This window comes from Bacteroides sp. An51A (assembly GCF_002161565.1).
GTDB lineage: Bacteria > Bacteroidota > Bacteroidia > Bacteroidales > Bacteroidaceae > Phocaeicola > Phocaeicola intestinalis.
In genome coordinates this window covers 226,675-242,935 of sequence record NZ_NFIC01000007.1, presented here as the reverse complement: position 1 = coordinate 242,935, position 16,261 = coordinate 226,675, and the positions used below count along the sequence as shown (strand labels likewise).

The following is a 16,261-nucleotide window of genomic DNA, read 5'->3' as shown; positions in this document are numbered from 1 at the left end:
AAGGTACTGCGGAGGGCGAATGTCAAGTACCGCCATGCTGACAGGCCTGCGTACCGGATGACAGCTTTCCGCAAATCACAGATTTGGGTATTTCATCAGCTACTTTGCCGTCCACTTGCCTTATTGCCCCTGACCCGCAGTCTTTTCACGCACGAAAATCATTCCCGACCGGAAGCCGTAAGGCTCCGAGAAAAGGGAAAGATAAAGAAAAAGTTTAACGGATTAAATTTAAGAGTTATGCCTAATTGGTGTTCAAGTGCGTATGTAATAGAGGGCGACGCAAAAGAAATCAAGAGCCTCTATGAGTTAATGAAAAGACTGGAAGACATGGAAAAACCTTCAGTGAAAAACGGCTTCGGGACTACATGGCTGGGATGCCTTGTGGATGCCTTGGGCAAGGATTGGAACGATGTATATTGTCGTGGTGAGTGGAGCAGCCTTGAAGTGGACGGCGAAGTGATAAGATTATACACCGAGACGGCATGGTCTCCCTGCAATGAGGTGTTTGACCTTGTGAGGGAAAAATATCCGTCACTTTACTATTATTTTCAGGCGGAAGAGCCGGGCATGGGAATTTATGAAACGAACGACAGTTCGGGTGTCTATTTCCCCGACAGGTATTTTTTTGATGCCTGTACGCCCGAAGAAGAGTACATCAGCGAATACTTCGAGAATCAGGAAGATGCGTTCAAGTGGATTGAGAAAGAGACTGGGAAACCAATAAGGTCGGCAAAGGATGTCGAAGCTCTTGATGCAGAATGGAGTGAGAAGTGCGAAGATGCTTTCTGCTACCTGCATGAGTTTGAGGTGATAAGTTGACTCGGGTAAAGGGGCATATCTCCCGGGCTGCAAGTCAGTTCGGGGGATTTTTCATGTCATCACAATCCTTTTTCCAGTTCCTGCTCCCTGTTTTAGCCGGATGCCTTGAAAGGCACTGCAACCTTTTGTATGTCCCTTCCGTCCTGCCTTTTTATTTCGCAACTTCTGTCCACTTTTATCATGGGTCATAGTCTGTTCCTCCACTTCCGGCATTCCCCGCCGGAGTGATTTTCTCATGCAAAAGTACAGCGTTGGTACGGATGTCAAGCACCGCTATACTGACATGTTCAGAATTTGGCGGCAGCCTTCCGCAAATCCCAGATTTGGGTATTCCGCTAAATTCCTCCATGTCCTGCTTGTCTTTCCGTCCCTTTTCCCGCTGTGACGCTTGCATGTAAAATCTTTCCCGACAAGGAAGCCGAAGAAGGCTTTCGAGAAAAGGGAAGAAAAAAGAATGTTCAACAAATTAAATTTCAAGATTATGCACAGCAAAATTTTTCAAATCACAACGACAAAGGTGGACAAGGAATGCTATCTGAACGAGGACACGCTTATGCAGGGCGATAACAGTTATTTTGACTATTGCGATAAAATTGACGAGGAGGAGCGCAAGTACCACATTGACGTATTGGTAAACCATATCCTGCCCAAAGGGATGTTCGAGCTTGTCGATGAAGATACAATCCGCTACATCGGTGGGGTGGAAAAGTGGAAGGAAGAATTTGTCGCAGGTTTGCGTAACAAGGTGGAAGCCGTTACTCCCGACACTGTACAGGATTGGATTGGCCCGGTCTATCAGCTTGAAAAATACTTGAAGAACCCGCTTGAAACAGCTTATTGGTTTTACACGGATACGGAGGGTGCGCAATCCTATGCCGAACAGTCTTACGAGTTTATGCGCGAGGTTTGTGGGTATGAACCCGGCACGCTGCTCTACATCGGAGGCGTCATTGATTATCATTTCTGACTCTAAATTAAAAGATTATGAACGAACAGGAAAGAATTGATTTAAAACGGAAATTACGGGAGGGACTTGCAGAATTGAGACTGACTTTTGACGAACTGCATAAGACCCTCGAATGGGCGGAATTGACGGAATGCTATCCTGAAGCATCCGCCGTATATAGGCGGATTGAATATCTGGAGGACATTGTAAATAAGATATGATTTGAATGACAAGACAGCCATCATCGGCAGAGGAGGTATCCCAGCCGGTGGTGGCTGCCTCACAACGGGACTGGCCGAGCCTGTTATAACATGCCCATAGGTCATGGGCTCCCTCCTTTTAATAATGGATAAAGCTCATTTCCATGTACCGCCAACACCCCCACAGGCTGTTTTTATGCGGCAAAGGTACGGCGAACGGATAGCCGGTCAAGGACCGCATTGCCTATCAGGATAAAATTTGACGGAAACTTTCCGTAATCACAGATAGCGGCTTTTCATAAAATTTCACCGCTGATTCCTTGCCTGCCATCCTTGTCTTCGCCGTGGAAACCGCACATAAAAACAATCCCTGCGGCGGGTCGGAAGACTCGGAACAAAGGGAAAATAAAAAACAAAGCTATGACAACAGTAGAACTAATCAAAAGCATCGCCTTCGATTTCGGCTGGACAGTAAGCACAGACGAGGAAGAAGACACTGTAGTATTCGATTTCCGCTATTACACAAAGCACGGGCTGGATTACGGATTTTGCGCCGAACTGACAGGAAACAACTTTGACGGGTTTCTTGGGGAGGTGGAGCGGAATTGCGAGGACTTTGACCCCGACTATGAAGCCTACCGGTGGATTGGCTATGACGGGCACGGAAAGTGTGGCGCACCTTACCATATCAAGGACATTGTGGATGAGATGGAAGAGGCGAAAAAACTTTTCACGGATTTTTATAACTCATTAAAAACAGCATTGACATGAGAACAAAGACACTTTACAGGCGGGATGGTGAAAGAATAGGCATCAGCCGTTTCCCTAATTTCCACAAGTCCGGTAGCATTGCCGGAATGAAAAGGCTGTACTACGGTAAGAATGCACTTCTGGTGCGGTGCGGCAGGTGGATTTACAATGTATCAAGCGAACCCGAAATTTATTATAACTTGGCTCATTAGATTATTATGGAAAGAAATTGCAAGAAAGACTTTCAAGGTTGGAAAGGTATAATGGCTCTGAAGTTACTTTGCTGCAATATTGCGGCAGGCCGTTTCGACTGGCGGAAATACTGTACGCCGCAGCCTTATTATGGCCACGAGATTTGTGTTATACCCTTGCACAGTTCTTACGGTCAGATAGGCTATACCGTGTATTTCCCTTATGCTAATATGCCGGAAGTAGAATACGATTGGGAAAAGGGCAGACTGACTGTTGATGAAGAAAATTGGCAGGAGTATTTTCAACAAAGCTGACAAAGACACGGGGCTGGCATCCACACCGGCCCCGTGTTCCTTTTTGTCTATCGCCGCATTCCGCCGCCATATTCCGCCTCTTGTAGCTCCTCCCTGTATTCGTCGAGTTCGTTCAGCTTCTCGTTTACGGCCTGCAGGTTGGCATCGAGCGTCGAATTGTAGTCGTATGGGAAGCTGTGCCGCACGGCAAGACCCGCATTGCATACACCTCCCACATCGAGCGCATCCTTCTCCCTGTTGTACGCTGCATACAGAATATCCCCGTTCGGCATTTCGAATACCGGCATTCTCTGATGCGTCAGTTTGGCAAACTGTTCAACGACCATATCCTTGGCAAGCTCTTTCACATCCACGCTCGCACGGTCAATGCCGTAGCGGTTGATGTGGTCGCGTACCTCCTGCTCCGAGTATTTCAGCATCACCTCATAGGTGCCGCCCACGCTCCCGTTATACACCACGGCAAAATCCTTATCCTCGACAAGCAGGTCATCGCCCCTGTGCTGCAAGGGAGTCTGGTAGGTGTATTGTTCATCCATGCCGTTCCCGTCATAATATTCCTTGGCGCAGGCCAGCAGTCCTTCGTAGTCTCCTTTTTCCCTCAGTTCGTCAAGTTGGCTCCTGTCATCGGTGGTTTGCAGGTAAGCCACGGACGCATAGAATGTCTTTCCCTTTGGAGAGGTCCCGTTTGCTATCCGTTCCGTATTGTCTTCGTCCAGTCCCTTTGCAATCCTGTCCACCTTCTGCGTGATTATAGAGGATGCCTTTTTTACATCCATCAGGGTTGTCTTGATGAACTGCGGGGACTCTTTCAATGAGTCGAGCCATGATTTGAGGTAGGCGCAGCAGTCTTCCTTGATGTGTTTGGTCATGCCGTAACGCTGTGAGACCAATGCGCTGCCGAGTTCGGCCACCAGTTCCTCCCTGGCATATTCCTTTGAACCGAAGGCTGTCGGTTCGAGGCGGTCGAGCACGCCTTTCGCACCGGTGGAATGGGTCATCTCGTGGAACAGGGTGCCGTAGAACGCTTCCCCGTCCTTGAACTGCCTCTTTTCCGGCACTACGATTTCATTCTTCGTAATGGAATAGTACGCACTATCCTGATGCATGGGCCGTATGGGACAGATCCACAGGTTCTCGCTTATCATCCGGTCCACCGGCTCGAAGTCGAACTGTTCGCCTGCTTTGACTTCAGGACGGCCGTTTTCCTTTTCCAGCTTTTCCCACAATTCCGGACGCGCTTCCCGCAGGTTGGTCTGCTGTACGTTGAACACCCTGAAAACCTGCATCCTCGGATAGACATTGTACTCCTTCTTCTCATCCTCGGAGAGATTCTTGTAGTCGTCATACTTGATTTTCTCCTTCGTCTCCTTGTGTATGCAGGTGAAAGTGGTGAGCATCACCGGGAAGGATTTCTCGCCGCGCAGCACGGAGACCCTCGGCAGTTCCTGTCCGTCCTTTCCCGGCTTGTTCATCCGCTGCACGCAGTCGAAGGTACAGAAGCGGGGTATCTTGTATCCCTCTTTCTCGCAGTGCAGCATCAGCATGAAGGCGTTCATGCCGTTGTATTCGCGTCCGGACAGGTTGCGCGGCCACTGCAATGCGCCTTCCGTGAACCAGGGCTTGCGCCAGTCCTCATTGATGCTTTCTATCTTTTCAATCATCATCTCGGCGAACAGGTCGAGAGCCTTTTCCTCGCTGTTCGGCCCGTCCGCGTTCTGTCGTCTGTAACCGGCCATATCCGTCATCTGTTATCGTTGCCGGCCTCCGGCACATACTGGTTGAGTTCTTCCACACGGCAGGAGATGTCCGGCTTGCCGTCGTATAGGGAGAGGGACATTTCTCCTTTCGCGTCCACCTTGACACCCGGCTGCAGCCACTCCTCCTTTTCCTTGCCGAAACAGAAGAAGCGCACCCATTGGTACTCGAACCCGTCATTGACCTTCTCCGTGCTGAACGCGGAGAACATCAGGTACGGCTTGCCGGTCTTGTCCTTGCGTTCCTCTATGTGCTTGCCGGTCTTTCCACGGAAGACCATCTGCCCCTTGACGGAATCCGTGTTCCCGGCATCGGAAAGATCCACGGAATCTGCCGACAGGTTGAAATAGAGCTTCTCGCCCCTGCGTTTCAGCAAAAGGGTGCCCGTGACCTTGGCACGGGAGCCGTACCGGTATTCATGGACGGTGTCCTGTCCTCCGTCTTTGCTGACACTGACTTCCATGTTCCCGTCATTCCCGTTCTTTCCGGGGATGGAGACCTGGAGAGGAAAACTTACGAACTCCTTGCCGTCCTTGCCTGTGCGGACGGAGGCGTCGCGGCTGATCGTGCCGCATAGGGTAACATTGCATTTTATCATCGCTTGTCTTTTTTTGATGTGTGACATTTCCACCGGAAAGCGGAAACGGCCTTGTTGAAGTTGAACCGGAAATTCCCTTTGCTAATCGGGCGCCCTGATACGGATGTAGATTATCCATGCGGCAAGCAGCACCTGTATCCCGATGATGACAAGCGCCGCCACCCATCCGAACAGCTTAAGGTACATGACGGTATGCAGCACGCACGAGGACAATCCGAGTACATAAACACATAATTGCATCATCACGCTTTTCATATTTTCATTGCTATCTTTTCAGTCCTTCTGTCTGTCCCTGCAGTTGTTCCATTCCCATCTCGAAGTTGCGGGAAGCCGTCTCGGAGAGGATGACCGTGTTGAGCAGTCCGCTCACGCGCATACGCCTGGTCTCTTCGGAGAGAGAACGGTTGTTCAGCGTGGCCGACAGGCGGCTGAGTTCGGCAGAGGAAAGCTCCCTCGACATCTGCATGTTTCCGTTGTCGGCATGAAGCACGGCCTTGCCGTTTTCGTTGATGGTCAGGGTGCAGCTTTTCATACCCGGCAACAGGGATTTGAGGTCGATTCTCCCGCTGTCCATCGCAGCGGACACTTCCGCTTTCTGCCTTTCTTCCTCCTTGTTGTCAATCTGCACGGCCAGCAGCATCAGGGAGGTGAAGGCGGTCATGGCCATCTCCACGACAGGATCGCTGCATCCGGACAGGCCCACGCCGCTGTCCTCCGAGGAGAGCAGCTTTTTCATCCATCCTTCGGTGGTGAGCGGTTTTCCGTCCCTGGTGCTTTCCGTACTCCTGTATCTGGCGAGCAAGTCGTTGCCGTTGTGCAGCACCTGCTGCCGGATGCTGCCTTTCTGGGCGATCTCTGCGAGGTACGCCGCCGGGTCGATGTCCCGCTGCGTGCCGTCCGCATAGATGTTTTTTACCCCGAAATGCAGATGTTCGCCGCCCGTCTTTCCGAGCTGCTGCCCGGACTTGACAGTATCCCCGGCCTTGACGGAGACTTCGCCGAGGTGCATATAGGTACACTGCACCTTGCTGCCGTCTTTCCGGCTGTATTCCACGGTCACGGACTGCCCGCTACCGCTTCCTTTCACGGAGACGACCTTGCCTCCGTTTTCCGTGGCGAGGACAGCATCCCCGTCACACCGGATATCCATGCCTTTGTGGACTTTCTCGCCACCGTTGGCCATGCGGCCGTCCACACCGAACGGGGTGGTGACAAAAAGGAAATCCTTCCTTTCGACCGGAAAGGAATAGGCCGTGCTTTCAGATTCTCCCAAAGGGTTTTCCTCCACGCCGAAATGCCGTCCCTGTGCCGCCATCTCCTGCATGACCTGACGGTCATATCTGTCAAGGCCGTTCTGCTCGATGATTTTCTGCAGGTTGGCGGCATAGCCGCTTCCCGTGGCATATCCGGCCCGGGCGATGCCTTCCGTCCACCCCTTGTAGTCGTCTGGCGACAGATTGAAGCAGGTGGCATAGCGGCTGTTTTCTTTCAGGAAACGGGAGTGGTGCTCGTAGGAGTCGCCCACGGAGTCATAGCTGCAGAACTTCTCGTCCGGTCTGTCATCCGAATACAGGGCGTACCGTCCGCCTTCGTCAATCCATGACGGCGTGGCCTTGATGCCGAAATGGTTGTTCTCGTTCTGTGCCAGTTGGCTCTGGCCGTTGCTGCTTTCCAGTATGCCTTGTGCCAGCGTCACGGAGGCGGGAATCCCGTACCGCCGCATCTGTTCCATCGCATATCCGGCATATTTCTCTGCGTATTCTTGATTTTTGCTCATTTCTTATAAATCTTCATCGTTTCATTCCTGTTTTCTGTTCTTCCTGTTCACTCTGTTCCGGCTTCCTTTCGGCTGATGCCGCTGTTTCCACGGAATTGTCCCGTGCCTGTCCTTTGCGCAGCACATCGGCAAAGAGAGCGGCCGCCAGGTTCAGCTTGTAATCGTCCCTGTCCTCGGCAAGCCACATCCGCTGCCATTGCTGTTGCGTGACGCTTCTCGGTTCCGGCCTTCGCCCGTCGATGGTCGCCGCGCACAGGATGCCGTCCTGCTTCGTCTTGAACACACTGACGCGCTGGATCCGGCTCATGTCTATATCCTTCTCCCCGCAACTGAACAGGTCAACCTTCAGGTCGGGTTTTGTTTCCGCAAGGGCGTAATACTTGTGTGCCAGTTCCATGCGCACTTTGTCAATGTTGTTCATCGCCTGTTTGAGGGTGGAGAAAAAACGGTTCACGTCCTCCTTGTCCGGATAGACGCTGTAACCGTTCTCGTTCTCCGGCTTGATGTAGAGTGCCCAGCGGTTCTTGTCGTCCTGTATCATCTGCACCCGGTCGAAACTTACCTCGCAGGCCTGCTTCACCGCAGGAGCTACATCCAACGTGGACAGTTCCTGTATCTCCCAGTTTTTCAGCCGGGCCAGAGATACCTCCTTGCCGGAGAAATAGCTGTCGTCGGGCCTGAATCCCAATGCCCCGTCCGGATTGAAAAACCGTATCTGCTCGAAGCCCTCTTTACGCAAGGCTCTTTCGATGCGGCTCTTGTTCATTCCCGGCACCTCGTTGTCCACTTCCGTCGAAGCACCGGCCGGCAGAACCACATCCGCCGTTTTCGCGGCGTTGTCCCTGACCACAATGATGGTTTTCTTGTCCTTGTCCGGATGTCGGGCTATTTCGTCCGCTATGGCATGGTGTTTCGGAAGTTCCGCCCTCATGTCTGATGTCTGTCTCCGGTTGCGGATGGTGGCGTATTCAATCTTCTCGCCGCGTTCCGCCTTGCGTATCACTTCAAGGGCGTTATTCACGTCGCTTTCGATGGCGGCCATCATGAGCGGATTCTCCTGAAGTTCCCTGTTCCAGTATTCCACCGTCTTCAGACTCTCTTCCGACAGTCTTGCCGGCAGGCCGAGTTCCAGCATCTTGATGCCGGAAGCCACTTCCACAATCAGCCGTTCCTGTTTCAATGCGTCCTCCGAGGGTGCCATGCCGTTTTTCATCACCATGCCTTCACGTGCCAGACGCTGCTGGTGACCGGTGGCGCTGACAATCTGCCGAAGGGTTTCCTGTATATAATCGTGATAGTGGTCGAAATTCCGCTGCCGGGGCATATAGACGGCATCCTTGTCCGTTTCGTAATGGGGCATTCCGCTGCCGTCGTAACGGACGGGGACAAGGCTGTCTTTCATCTTCAGCAGAAAATCATTGAAGCGGATATGCAGCTTCCGGTTGTCCGCTTCCGTATAGCCCCTTTCCGCCACACCGCCGTATTGCCTCAGTGCGGCTTCATAGGATGGTCTGTCCACATCCTGCAGGGTGGTCTGGTCTATGTTGAAGAGGGTGCGCACTTCCCGGTTATGCACGCCTTTGTAATGTTTCCTGTCCTGTTCGTCCAGTCCGAGATAGGCTGTGCGGCTGATGATCTCTTCCGGATTGTTCCGGTTGACATATCTGTTCCAGTTGTAGAAAAGGAAAGGCACGCCCCGCTCATGCTCCCGGACGGACATACCCATCGCTTTGGCTTCATTATAGTGAATGAAAAGATTTGACCCGCAGCCGTTCTTGTCCGAGTGCAAAGCCATGAAAAGGGCATTGAACGGACTGACGGACACGCCGCGCGGATGGAACTTGGGATAGCCTTTGCCGGATGCGTTCAGCCAATACCCGTTTGCGTTCGAGGCTCCGTTCAAGGCTTCGGAAAGCAAGTCTATCTGCTTCCTCTCTGCATTTTTCTCTATGGGTGATTTTTCTTTCATACTCCGTATGCTGTTTTAATGGTCGGTTATTGGATGCCCCGCGTCCGAACGATGGTTTCAGGACGGTTGTTGTCGTAATTCTGGGAAGCCATCTGATTCATCCGGTCACTTTGGGCAAGCACGGCGTTGGCCAGCGTGTTCAGCGGCAGGGCACCTTTCCTGTAGGCATCGGCCACCACCGGACTGAGCTGGACGGTGCACGGCACATGGTCTATCGTGGCCACCAGCGTACAGCCTTGCAGCACCGGATTGACGATGCGGGGATTGAGCGGCTCGTCAGGATAACGCTTGTATTCGGTTTCCCTGTTTCCGGCGGTCAGCCCTTCCGACTGCTTGCGTTCCAATGCCTCATGTCCGGCTTTGTTCAGCAGGTTTGCTCCGCCCAGGCCGATAAGGAGCATCTTCAACAGCGGATTACGGACAAACAGGCCCGCCACGATGCTTGCCATCGGCAGCAGGTTGTCTTTCAGTCGCAAGGATTGTGTCTTTCCCGTGAATGCTCCCAACAGGATGTCCGGAAGCATGGCCATGATGTAACCGAGGTTGCCGGTGATTTCACCCAGCCCGTCCAGTCCCACTGACCGTAACAGCCCGTTCCAGCCGTTTTCGTTGCTTTGGATGGCTGATGCAGATGGATTCTCCTGCCCGACAGTCGCAGTTTCTTCGTCGCCGTGAATTTGGGTTTGTGATTCTGTCCTGTTTTCTTCCCTCTGCTCCTCTTGCACTACAGCCTGCCCGTTCTTGTCCTCCGCTTTCTGCCTTTCCAGATCCCGCAGGTAGGCTTCTTCCTGGCCGGGAGCTACAATCAACGGAACATCCTTGTATTTTTCCTTCCGGTCATGTTCTGTTGCCCCGAAATCGGGCCACCACTGTGTGTTTCCCACTTGCATCCATTTCGTGAAGTCAAATTCGCATACAGGTATTTTCTTGCGCAGCACATTGTTTGCAGCGGCAAGGGTGACGTTTTCTTGGGGAGAAATGGCTGCGGCTTCCTTCCGGAACGTGGTGAAAACATTGCCGTCAATGCCGAACACGCCCTTGCTGATGCACGTTTCCACCGTAGGGCCTTCCGGCTTGTCCTTATCGAGATGTCCGGCAACGGCGGAAACGGCGGCATCCGCTCCAATGAACTTGGCGAATGTCGTCCACGACCCAGCGCCGCCCAGCATGAGAGTGTCCACAGAAACCCCCAATGCCCAGGCTGCACCTTTCTCTACCTTGCCCGGACGGTAGGCTGCCTCTCCTCGGGCTTCTATCTCTTCGGCAAGCGGCGATCGACCCAACACCTGCGGCAGTCCCAGCAGGCTCGACTCCGCCGCCTTGCGGATGATGTATTCTGCGGACGATTTGGGCATCCGTTCCTTGACCAGCCTGTCTACCATCAGCTGCTCCACGCGGTAGTCCACATAGGCATAGGCAAGGTCACAGCCCAGTTCCTTCGACAGTTCGTCGTACCGCTCCCTGCCGATTTCCTGCACGACGGCATGACGCCATTGTCCGGCGATACAGGCAAGGTCATGCTGCATCTCGTCGGACGAGACGATTTTCTCCCGGCACATCGCGATGTAGTCCTCGGTGGTTTTCGAGTTCCATTCTCCCGTGACCTTGAGGGTCTGGTAAGGGTCGCCGAGCGGCTGACCCGCCGTCGCCATCATGCTGAGTATGCCGCCGATGGAGGTGGAGTATTCCTTCATCTCCTCGCCCTGTTTCTCGTTCAGGTACGCCTGCGTCTGTTTCATGACGGGAACTATGTGGCAGACGAAATAGTTGTCCATAAGGGATTCCGTCTCCGCAAACTGTCTGCTATGTTTTATTCCTTCCATTATGTTGTCATATCATATCAAGTTCACCTGTTTCAGTAACTGTTCCTTTGTCTGTTCGATGGCGTTGCGGTACACCTCCATCTGCTTGGGGAAGAACGCTTCGAGCCATGCGTCCTTTCTGATGCGGTCGTGGATGAAGTCCACGGCCTGTGTCCGCTCGATTTCCACCGATGCCTCGCCTTCCTCCCGGTTGTTGAACCAGGCTTTGGTCCACCACCGGATGCCGGCACGGTCGGGATAGACGGTGACCGCCCTCGGTATGTCGAAACTCTGGATGTCGATGTCCAGTTCCGCCAGCGGGTCGATGATGCCGCTGGAGGCTACTGCTTCGGCACGAAGTTTTTTTTTAAGTTCCCGCCGCCCATTGTCGAAAGGTACACCTCATGCCGCAGGGCGAGGTAGTTCAGGAAGTCCGCTATCAGCAGGTTCTGTACCTTGCACACCAGAGGCAACGCTTTCTGTCCCAGACCGAGCGGGTTTGCCATGCTCGGCATCCGCTCATAAAAATATGCTTTCATCGCACCGGTCGTGAAGATGTTGCGAAGCGATTGCTCCGTATGTTCCGGCACCGTGTATCTTCCCAGCCGAAGGTCATCCATGTAGAGCGGCAGGAAACGGAACATCAGCCGTTCTATTTCCTCCCTGTCCCGTTCATAGTCGGTTTCCGGTGCGCCATCGTAGAAGCCGTCAGCACTGTCGCCGCCCGCTTCCTGCATGGCCTTGATGTTGCCGTACAGCATGGCGAGGAACTCCAGCGGATCCATTTCCTCGCCTTTGAACTTGACCCCGACATGCAACAGGTCGCCGCTCATCGCTACCGTCTGCCCGGCTTTCACTTGCCTGCCGAATTGGGCGAACACATTGGACAGGTGTCCGTATGTCACTTCATATTGTCCGTAGCGGATGGTCTGGCAGATGCCGTGTGTGGGGTCGTTGCCTACACCCGACACGACACCGCTGGCCACGGCGGACAGCAGGTAACGCCGCACGTCGAAGTCGATGCCGTGGTGGAAAAACTTCTCGCCGCTCTCCGGATGGTTCTGCTCGCCGTAGCCGAGCGACAGGCTCACATCCCTGCCGTCAGGTTCTGCGAACGGCATGCAGTAGCCGCTGTCGGAGTGCAGTATCATTTCTTCGGTATATTTCATTTTCTTATTTGTTTGATGTCCTATCTTCTCATGCCTCCGCCTTGCGCCTGTCCCTCTTCTGTGGAAAGGCCCTGTGCGGAATTTCTCTGTGCGCTCTCCGGAACTTCCGTGCGGACAAGCCCGGCATTGTTGCCGATGAGCATCATGCCCAGAAACAGCCCGGCTATCTTGCCGAGCCAGCCGGTGCGCCCGAAGACCAGGAATGCGGCGGCGATAAGTCCCGCTATGCTCAGCCCGGACACGTTACCGCGTCCGAGGTTGCTGAAAAAACCGCCGATCATGTTCCCAAGTCCGCCTCCGGTGGCCTGGCCTATGAAGTTCGACACTCCATTCAGGCTGGAGCTGATGCTTGCCGCCGCACCGCCCACCGCCTCGGCTGCTTCTCCGGCCTTTCCTTTCAGTTCTTGTATATCCTCCGTCGTACCGGCAAGGGCATTCGTGGCCGATTCGCCGATGACGGTATCGCCCACAATCCTCGCCACGCTTTTGTCCGTGGTCAGCTTTTCCCACGCCACATAACCGGCCGCACTGCCTATGGCGGCGGTCTTCATCGCCTGACCCGCTCCGCGCAGGGTCTGCGAGGGATGCAACACGGCTTGTCCCGCACTCCTCCCTGTGGCTGCGGCGGCCTTGCCCATGTTCTTGGCGGCCTTGCCGCCTGCTTTCAATAATGCGTCCCAGAATCCCATATCTGTTCTATATATTTAAGGTCTTACTTTCCTTCCGTTCTGCTTCCATCTGCGTCGGGCGGCTTCCACGATGTCGCGCTTGTCCGCAACGGGAAGCGAACCGCCGTCAATCTCTATCCAGATGTCGCCCATCGTGGTGTATTTCACCGCTATGGTCAGGCGTTGCAGTTTCTTGTTCATCAATTTGAGTTTCGGACGGATGCCGAACACAACTTCCATCCGTTCTTTCTCCGTCATCTTGTTGTCCGACAGGCAGGCGGTACGGATGTCGTTCACGATTTCCACGCTGCCGAGTATCAGTTCCCGGTATATTTTGTTCCGGCGTGACGAGAGGGCGACGGCAAGGGCGTTGGACGGATGTCTCGCAAGCTGCTGCGAGAAGTCGCCTAAATTGTCCGTCAGCCGGCTTATCTCATGGTAGAAGCCGTAGGTCTGGGCAGCATAGCAGACAATCGAGCGGAACGAGTCCAGATAATTGTTGAACTCCCGCTGCAGGTCGGTGGTACCCTCTATCTCCTCCTTTGTCCAAATGTGACCGGTAGTCTGCAATAGCATCACCTTTTCCTGGCTTTTCAGTTCTTTCTGCGCCTTGTCGGTATAGAGCAGGATCATGCCTGCCAGTACCGGGTCGTTCTGTGCCCGGACTTTCGGAGAAGCGGCACACAGCAGTAGAATACAGGTCAATGTCATCGTCAGCTTCTTCATCTTTTCATCCTTTTTAATGTGCGAGTGCGGCTGCCCTGCGCCATCGGGTCATGGCCAGCCGTGCCACCTCTCCATTATCACGGTCCAACATCCCGGCTGTCACATTGTTCCATACGTCGTTCAGCGTATAGTACCGTATGCTCAGGTAGAGCAGGTGCAGTTTCCGGCTGAAAGCCGACAGTTTGTCGTTCAACGCCCACAAGGTCTTGCTGCGTTCTGCGCCTGTCAGCATGTTTTCCGTGCCTCCTTTCGCCACGGCATCGTTCAGCAGCGTGAACACGGAGACCAGTTCCGTGGCCGTCTCGATATAGAGGTTGTTCATGCTTATGCTGGCGATGATGCCCTGCGGGTTGTTTTTGATGGCCTTGCCCAGTTTGCCGAGGGTGAGGAATATCCTCACGCCGTCGTTGTACAGGTGCGTGCAGGCTTTCAGTGACGAAGCGAAGCCGCTGGCCGTCTTAAGGTAGTTGTTGTATTCTTTCTCCCATTGATGTATCCGGTTGAACTCCGCAGCAATGCTGTTCTGCAGTACCGCCGTCTGGGTTTGTCCCTTTATCTGTTTGTCAATCTGGCCGTTTATCAGCTCGTTCCCTTCGGCAAGAGCCACCCATTCCAACGGGTTGGAGGCCGCTATCTGCGCCTGCGCAAGCTGCGGCAGCAGGAATGCGAGCACGGCGGCAAGGATGATGCTAATGGTTCGTGATTTCATATATTCCCTTTTTTCGTTTGTTGTATTCCACCCGTCCCCGGATGAGCGGAACGATGTCGTCCTTCCGTCTCATGCCTGTAAGGTCGAGCCGGGGCGTGTTCCGGTCCGTAGAGAAAATGCGCACCGTCTTCAGTCCGCAGAGCTGCTGCATCAGGCTCTGATGTTCCTGGAAGTCCACGATACGGTACAATTCCATATAGTCCACCTTTCGGACGAACACACCCTGTTCACAGACAAGCTGCTCGATGCCGATGTGGTAGTGTATCCTGCACAGGTAGATGAAGCGGTACAGCAGGACAAGCGACAGGAAAAAGAAGACAGCAACCCCGGCAACCGGGTATGGCACGCCTTCCATGCCGCCGTAGATGCCACCGGCACAGCACACGGCAAGGGACGGCAGCTCGTCGATGACGAACTGCATCTTGTGTGGTCTCAATACGAGACTTTCCGGCTGTGATATGGATGGTGTCGTTCTCATCGGTGGAAGCCTGTTTTTCGTTCCTGTTCCGTATCTTCTTCTCTGGGACGGTTCTCTCGGGCGGATGTTTCCTGTCTTATGCCTGCCAGCAGCTCGTCGTTCCAGTCCTTGCAGGGAGCTTTCGGCTCTTCCCGCACGAACCGGGTGTCATCCTTTTCGTCCAGACCGAGAAAATCCCGCAGCCCATTCCGGAAATCCCTGTATTGTCTGTTCATCAGGCTTTCCTGTTCCTTTATGTCATCCGGATGGCACAGCCCGCTTGAGCGCATGGACATGACCTCTTCCCATGCGGCTTCGTATTTCCCGTAACATGACCGCAGGGTGTCAGGCAACAGGTCGGCATTGCCTCCGTCAATACCGCCTCCGGCAGGTATGGTTTCGAGATAGGCTTTTCGCTCCGGCGTGGACTCGATGCCAGACTTGACTATCCGGTGAATCTCTTTCTTGAGATTGTCGGTAAATTCCCGGCCTGCCGCATCGGTGTCGAAACAGATATGCTGCCGGGCGGAACGGGTACGGGAGATTACCCCACGCATCTGCTCCACGGTAGGAGTTCCACCGGTGGAGACGAACACGGCTTTTCTCAAATCCTTGTTTTCTTTCTGGTATAGCTGGTAGTAGGACATGGCATCATAGCCGCTCTCGAACCAGTAAATGTGGGTGGCATCACCCAGGGCTGTCCCGGCAGGACTGCCAATCCACAGACCCGCACTCGAATTGCTTCCTTCGGCCTTGCCTTTGTAGCTGCCGCTGCCGTCCATCCTTGCCCGGCCCCGTTCCTCGAATCCCACGACCTTTTCCGGCTCTTTGGGCAGGCGGAGCGGGAATGCAAGGTTGGTATAGGACGACCCGTCCGGCCTTTTCCGCGTGGCCAGACAGAAATCTCTATGAAAGGCATATTGGGTGTACAGGTCTATGCCCCTATGTTTGAAGAAAAAGTAGAATTTCTTCTGTGTCTCTTTGTCCTGGGGGTTGAACTTGTGGATGTCGTAGTCGTCTATATTGAAGGGCCTGATGTCCCGTCTGGGCTGTATGATGCGTGTCTCCCTCTCGGGGATGGGCTGGTTCAGCAGGCGGTTGCAAACGAGGTTCACCAGCCTGTCGCCGGATATGCCCGCCCGGTATTCAGCAAAGAACTGCGGATGTTCCTTGATGAAGGAGATGATGTTGTACAACTTTTGCTGGGGCGGCTGGAAACAGCACTGGCCGTTGGCCGTGACGATGAATTTGTCACCGCGCACACGCCTGCCGTCGCTGTCTGTCCGGACGTATGACGGATAACGCAGGCCGTCCCGCCTGTTCAGCCGGTAGCCCGCGTCAATGAGCACGTCCTGTATGGTCAAGCGCCGCAGAAAGTCATCGTATGTCAATTCGTTTCCGTTCATAGGC

At 53.8% G+C, this 16,261-nt stretch carries 20 protein-coding genes; 6 read left to right on the top strand and 14 right to left on the bottom strand.

What is annotated here, in order from left to right; all coding sequences use genetic code 11:
* The first annotated feature begins 237 nt into the window (after positions 1–237).
* Entirely contained in the window at positions 238–819 is a 582-nt protein-coding gene (locus B5G04_RS15035; protein WP_087397933.1) for a hypothetical protein, read from the top strand.
* A 178-nt stretch (positions 820–997) separates the two neighbouring features.
* Here B5G04_RS15035 and B5G04_RS20265 read toward each other — a convergent pair whose 3' ends face one another.
* A complete protein-coding gene (locus B5G04_RS20265) occupies positions 998–1,213 on the bottom strand; it encodes a hypothetical protein (protein WP_041583837.1) in 216 nt (71 codons plus the stop codon).
* A gap of 87 nt (positions 1,214–1,300) precedes the next feature.
* On the opposite strand from B5G04_RS20265, the gene B5G04_RS15025 reads away from it, so the two are divergent.
* The 5 genes from B5G04_RS15025 (at position 1,301) to B5G04_RS15005 (ending at position 3,221) form a co-directional block, all read left to right on the top strand.
* Complete coding sequence (locus B5G04_RS15025) at positions 1,301–1,786, top strand: hypothetical protein (protein WP_072544959.1); 486 nt, start codon at positions 1,301–1,303, stop codon at positions 1,784–1,786.
* A 17-nt stretch (positions 1,787–1,803) separates the two neighbouring features.
* Positions 1,804–1,986: a hypothetical protein gene (locus B5G04_RS15020; protein WP_072544723.1), complete on the top strand. Its 183-nt coding sequence runs from the start codon at positions 1,804–1,806 to the stop codon at positions 1,984–1,986.
* Positions 1,987–2,385: 399 nt separating this feature from the next.
* Positions 2,386–2,736, top strand: coding sequence for a hypothetical protein (locus B5G04_RS15015; RefSeq protein WP_087397932.1), 351 nt, complete (start codon positions 2,386–2,388; stop codon positions 2,734–2,736).
* Positions 2,733–2,927 carry a hypothetical protein gene (locus B5G04_RS15010; RefSeq protein ID WP_087397931.1) on the top strand — a complete coding sequence of 65 codons (195 nt, stop codon included), beginning with the start codon at positions 2,733–2,735 and terminating at the stop codon, positions 2,925–2,927. Before B5G04_RS15015 ends, B5G04_RS15010 begins: the two co-directional genes overlap by 4 nt.
* A 6-nt stretch (positions 2,928–2,933) precedes the next feature.
* Positions 2,934–3,221, top strand: a complete 288-nt coding sequence (locus tag B5G04_RS15005; protein WP_087397930.1) for a hypothetical protein — start codon at positions 2,934–2,936, stop codon at positions 3,219–3,221.
* Between the two features lie 47 nt (positions 3,222–3,268).
* On the opposite strand, the gene B5G04_RS15000 is transcribed toward B5G04_RS15005, so the two are convergent.
* From B5G04_RS15000 to B5G04_RS14940, 13 genes are all read right to left on the bottom strand, one after another.
* Complete coding sequence (locus tag B5G04_RS15000) at positions 3,269–4,957, bottom strand: zincin-like metallopeptidase domain-containing protein (protein WP_087397971.1); 1,689 nt, start codon at positions 4,955–4,957, stop codon at positions 3,269–3,271.
* Between the two features lie 5 nt (positions 4,958–4,962).
* The gene (locus tag B5G04_RS14995; protein WP_013616464.1) at positions 4,963–5,574 is read right to left on the bottom strand and encodes a hypothetical protein; all 612 of its coding nucleotides are present in this window, start codon (positions 5,572–5,574) and stop codon (positions 4,963–4,965) included.
* Between the two features lie 81 nt (positions 5,575–5,655).
* Complete coding sequence (locus tag B5G04_RS20155; protein WP_162612731.1) at positions 5,656–5,817, bottom strand: hypothetical protein; 162 nt, start codon at positions 5,815–5,817, stop codon at positions 5,656–5,658.
* A gap of 22 nt (positions 5,818–5,839) precedes the next feature.
* Positions 5,840–7,351 (bottom strand): glucosaminidase domain-containing protein, encoded by a 1,512-nt coding sequence (locus B5G04_RS14985; protein ID WP_087397929.1) that lies wholly within the window; start codon positions 7,349–7,351, stop codon positions 5,840–5,842.
* A gap of 13 nt (positions 7,352–7,364) precedes the next feature.
* Positions 7,365–9,320: an ArdC-like ssDNA-binding domain-containing protein gene (locus B5G04_RS14980; protein WP_087397928.1), complete on the bottom strand. Its 1,956-nt coding sequence runs from the start codon at positions 9,318–9,320 to the stop codon at positions 7,365–7,367.
* Positions 9,321–9,346: 26 nt separating this feature from the next.
* Positions 9,347–11,143 (bottom strand): hypothetical protein, encoded by a 1,797-nt coding sequence (locus B5G04_RS14975; protein ID WP_087397927.1) that lies wholly within the window; start codon positions 11,141–11,143, stop codon positions 9,347–9,349.
* A gap of 12 nt (positions 11,144–11,155) precedes the next feature.
* Positions 11,156–11,440: a hypothetical protein gene (locus B5G04_RS14970; protein WP_087397926.1), complete on the bottom strand. Its 285-nt coding sequence runs from the start codon at positions 11,438–11,440 to the stop codon at positions 11,156–11,158.
* Between the two features lie 23 nt (positions 11,441–11,463).
* Positions 11,464–12,291 carry a M23 family metallopeptidase gene (locus tag B5G04_RS14965; protein ID WP_072544716.1) on the bottom strand — a complete coding sequence of 276 codons (828 nt, stop codon included), beginning with the start codon at positions 12,289–12,291 and terminating at the stop codon, positions 11,464–11,466.
* Between the two features lie 20 nt (positions 12,292–12,311).
* A complete protein-coding gene (locus tag B5G04_RS14960) occupies positions 12,312–12,980 on the bottom strand; it encodes a hypothetical protein (protein WP_072544715.1) in 669 nt (222 codons plus the stop codon).
* Positions 12,981–12,995: 15 nt separating this feature from the next.
* The gene (locus B5G04_RS14955) at positions 12,996–13,670 is read right to left on the bottom strand and encodes a hypothetical protein (RefSeq protein WP_087397970.1); all 675 of its coding nucleotides are present in this window, start codon (positions 13,668–13,670) and stop codon (positions 12,996–12,998) included.
* A gap of 28 nt (positions 13,671–13,698) precedes the next feature.
* Complete coding sequence (locus tag B5G04_RS14950; RefSeq protein ID WP_087397925.1) at positions 13,699–14,394, bottom strand: hypothetical protein; 696 nt, start codon at positions 14,392–14,394, stop codon at positions 13,699–13,701.
* Positions 14,375–14,872, bottom strand: a complete 498-nt coding sequence (locus B5G04_RS14945) for a PH domain-containing protein (protein ID WP_072544712.1) — start codon at positions 14,870–14,872, stop codon at positions 14,375–14,377. The genes B5G04_RS14950 and B5G04_RS14945 overlap by 20 nt, the downstream gene beginning before the upstream one ends.
* The gene (locus tag B5G04_RS14940) at positions 14,869–16,257 is read right to left on the bottom strand and encodes a toprim domain-containing protein (protein ID WP_072544711.1); all 1,389 of its coding nucleotides are present in this window, start codon (positions 16,255–16,257) and stop codon (positions 14,869–14,871) included. The genes B5G04_RS14945 and B5G04_RS14940 overlap by 4 nt, the downstream gene beginning before the upstream one ends.
* Positions 16,258–16,261: the final 4 nt, after the last annotated feature.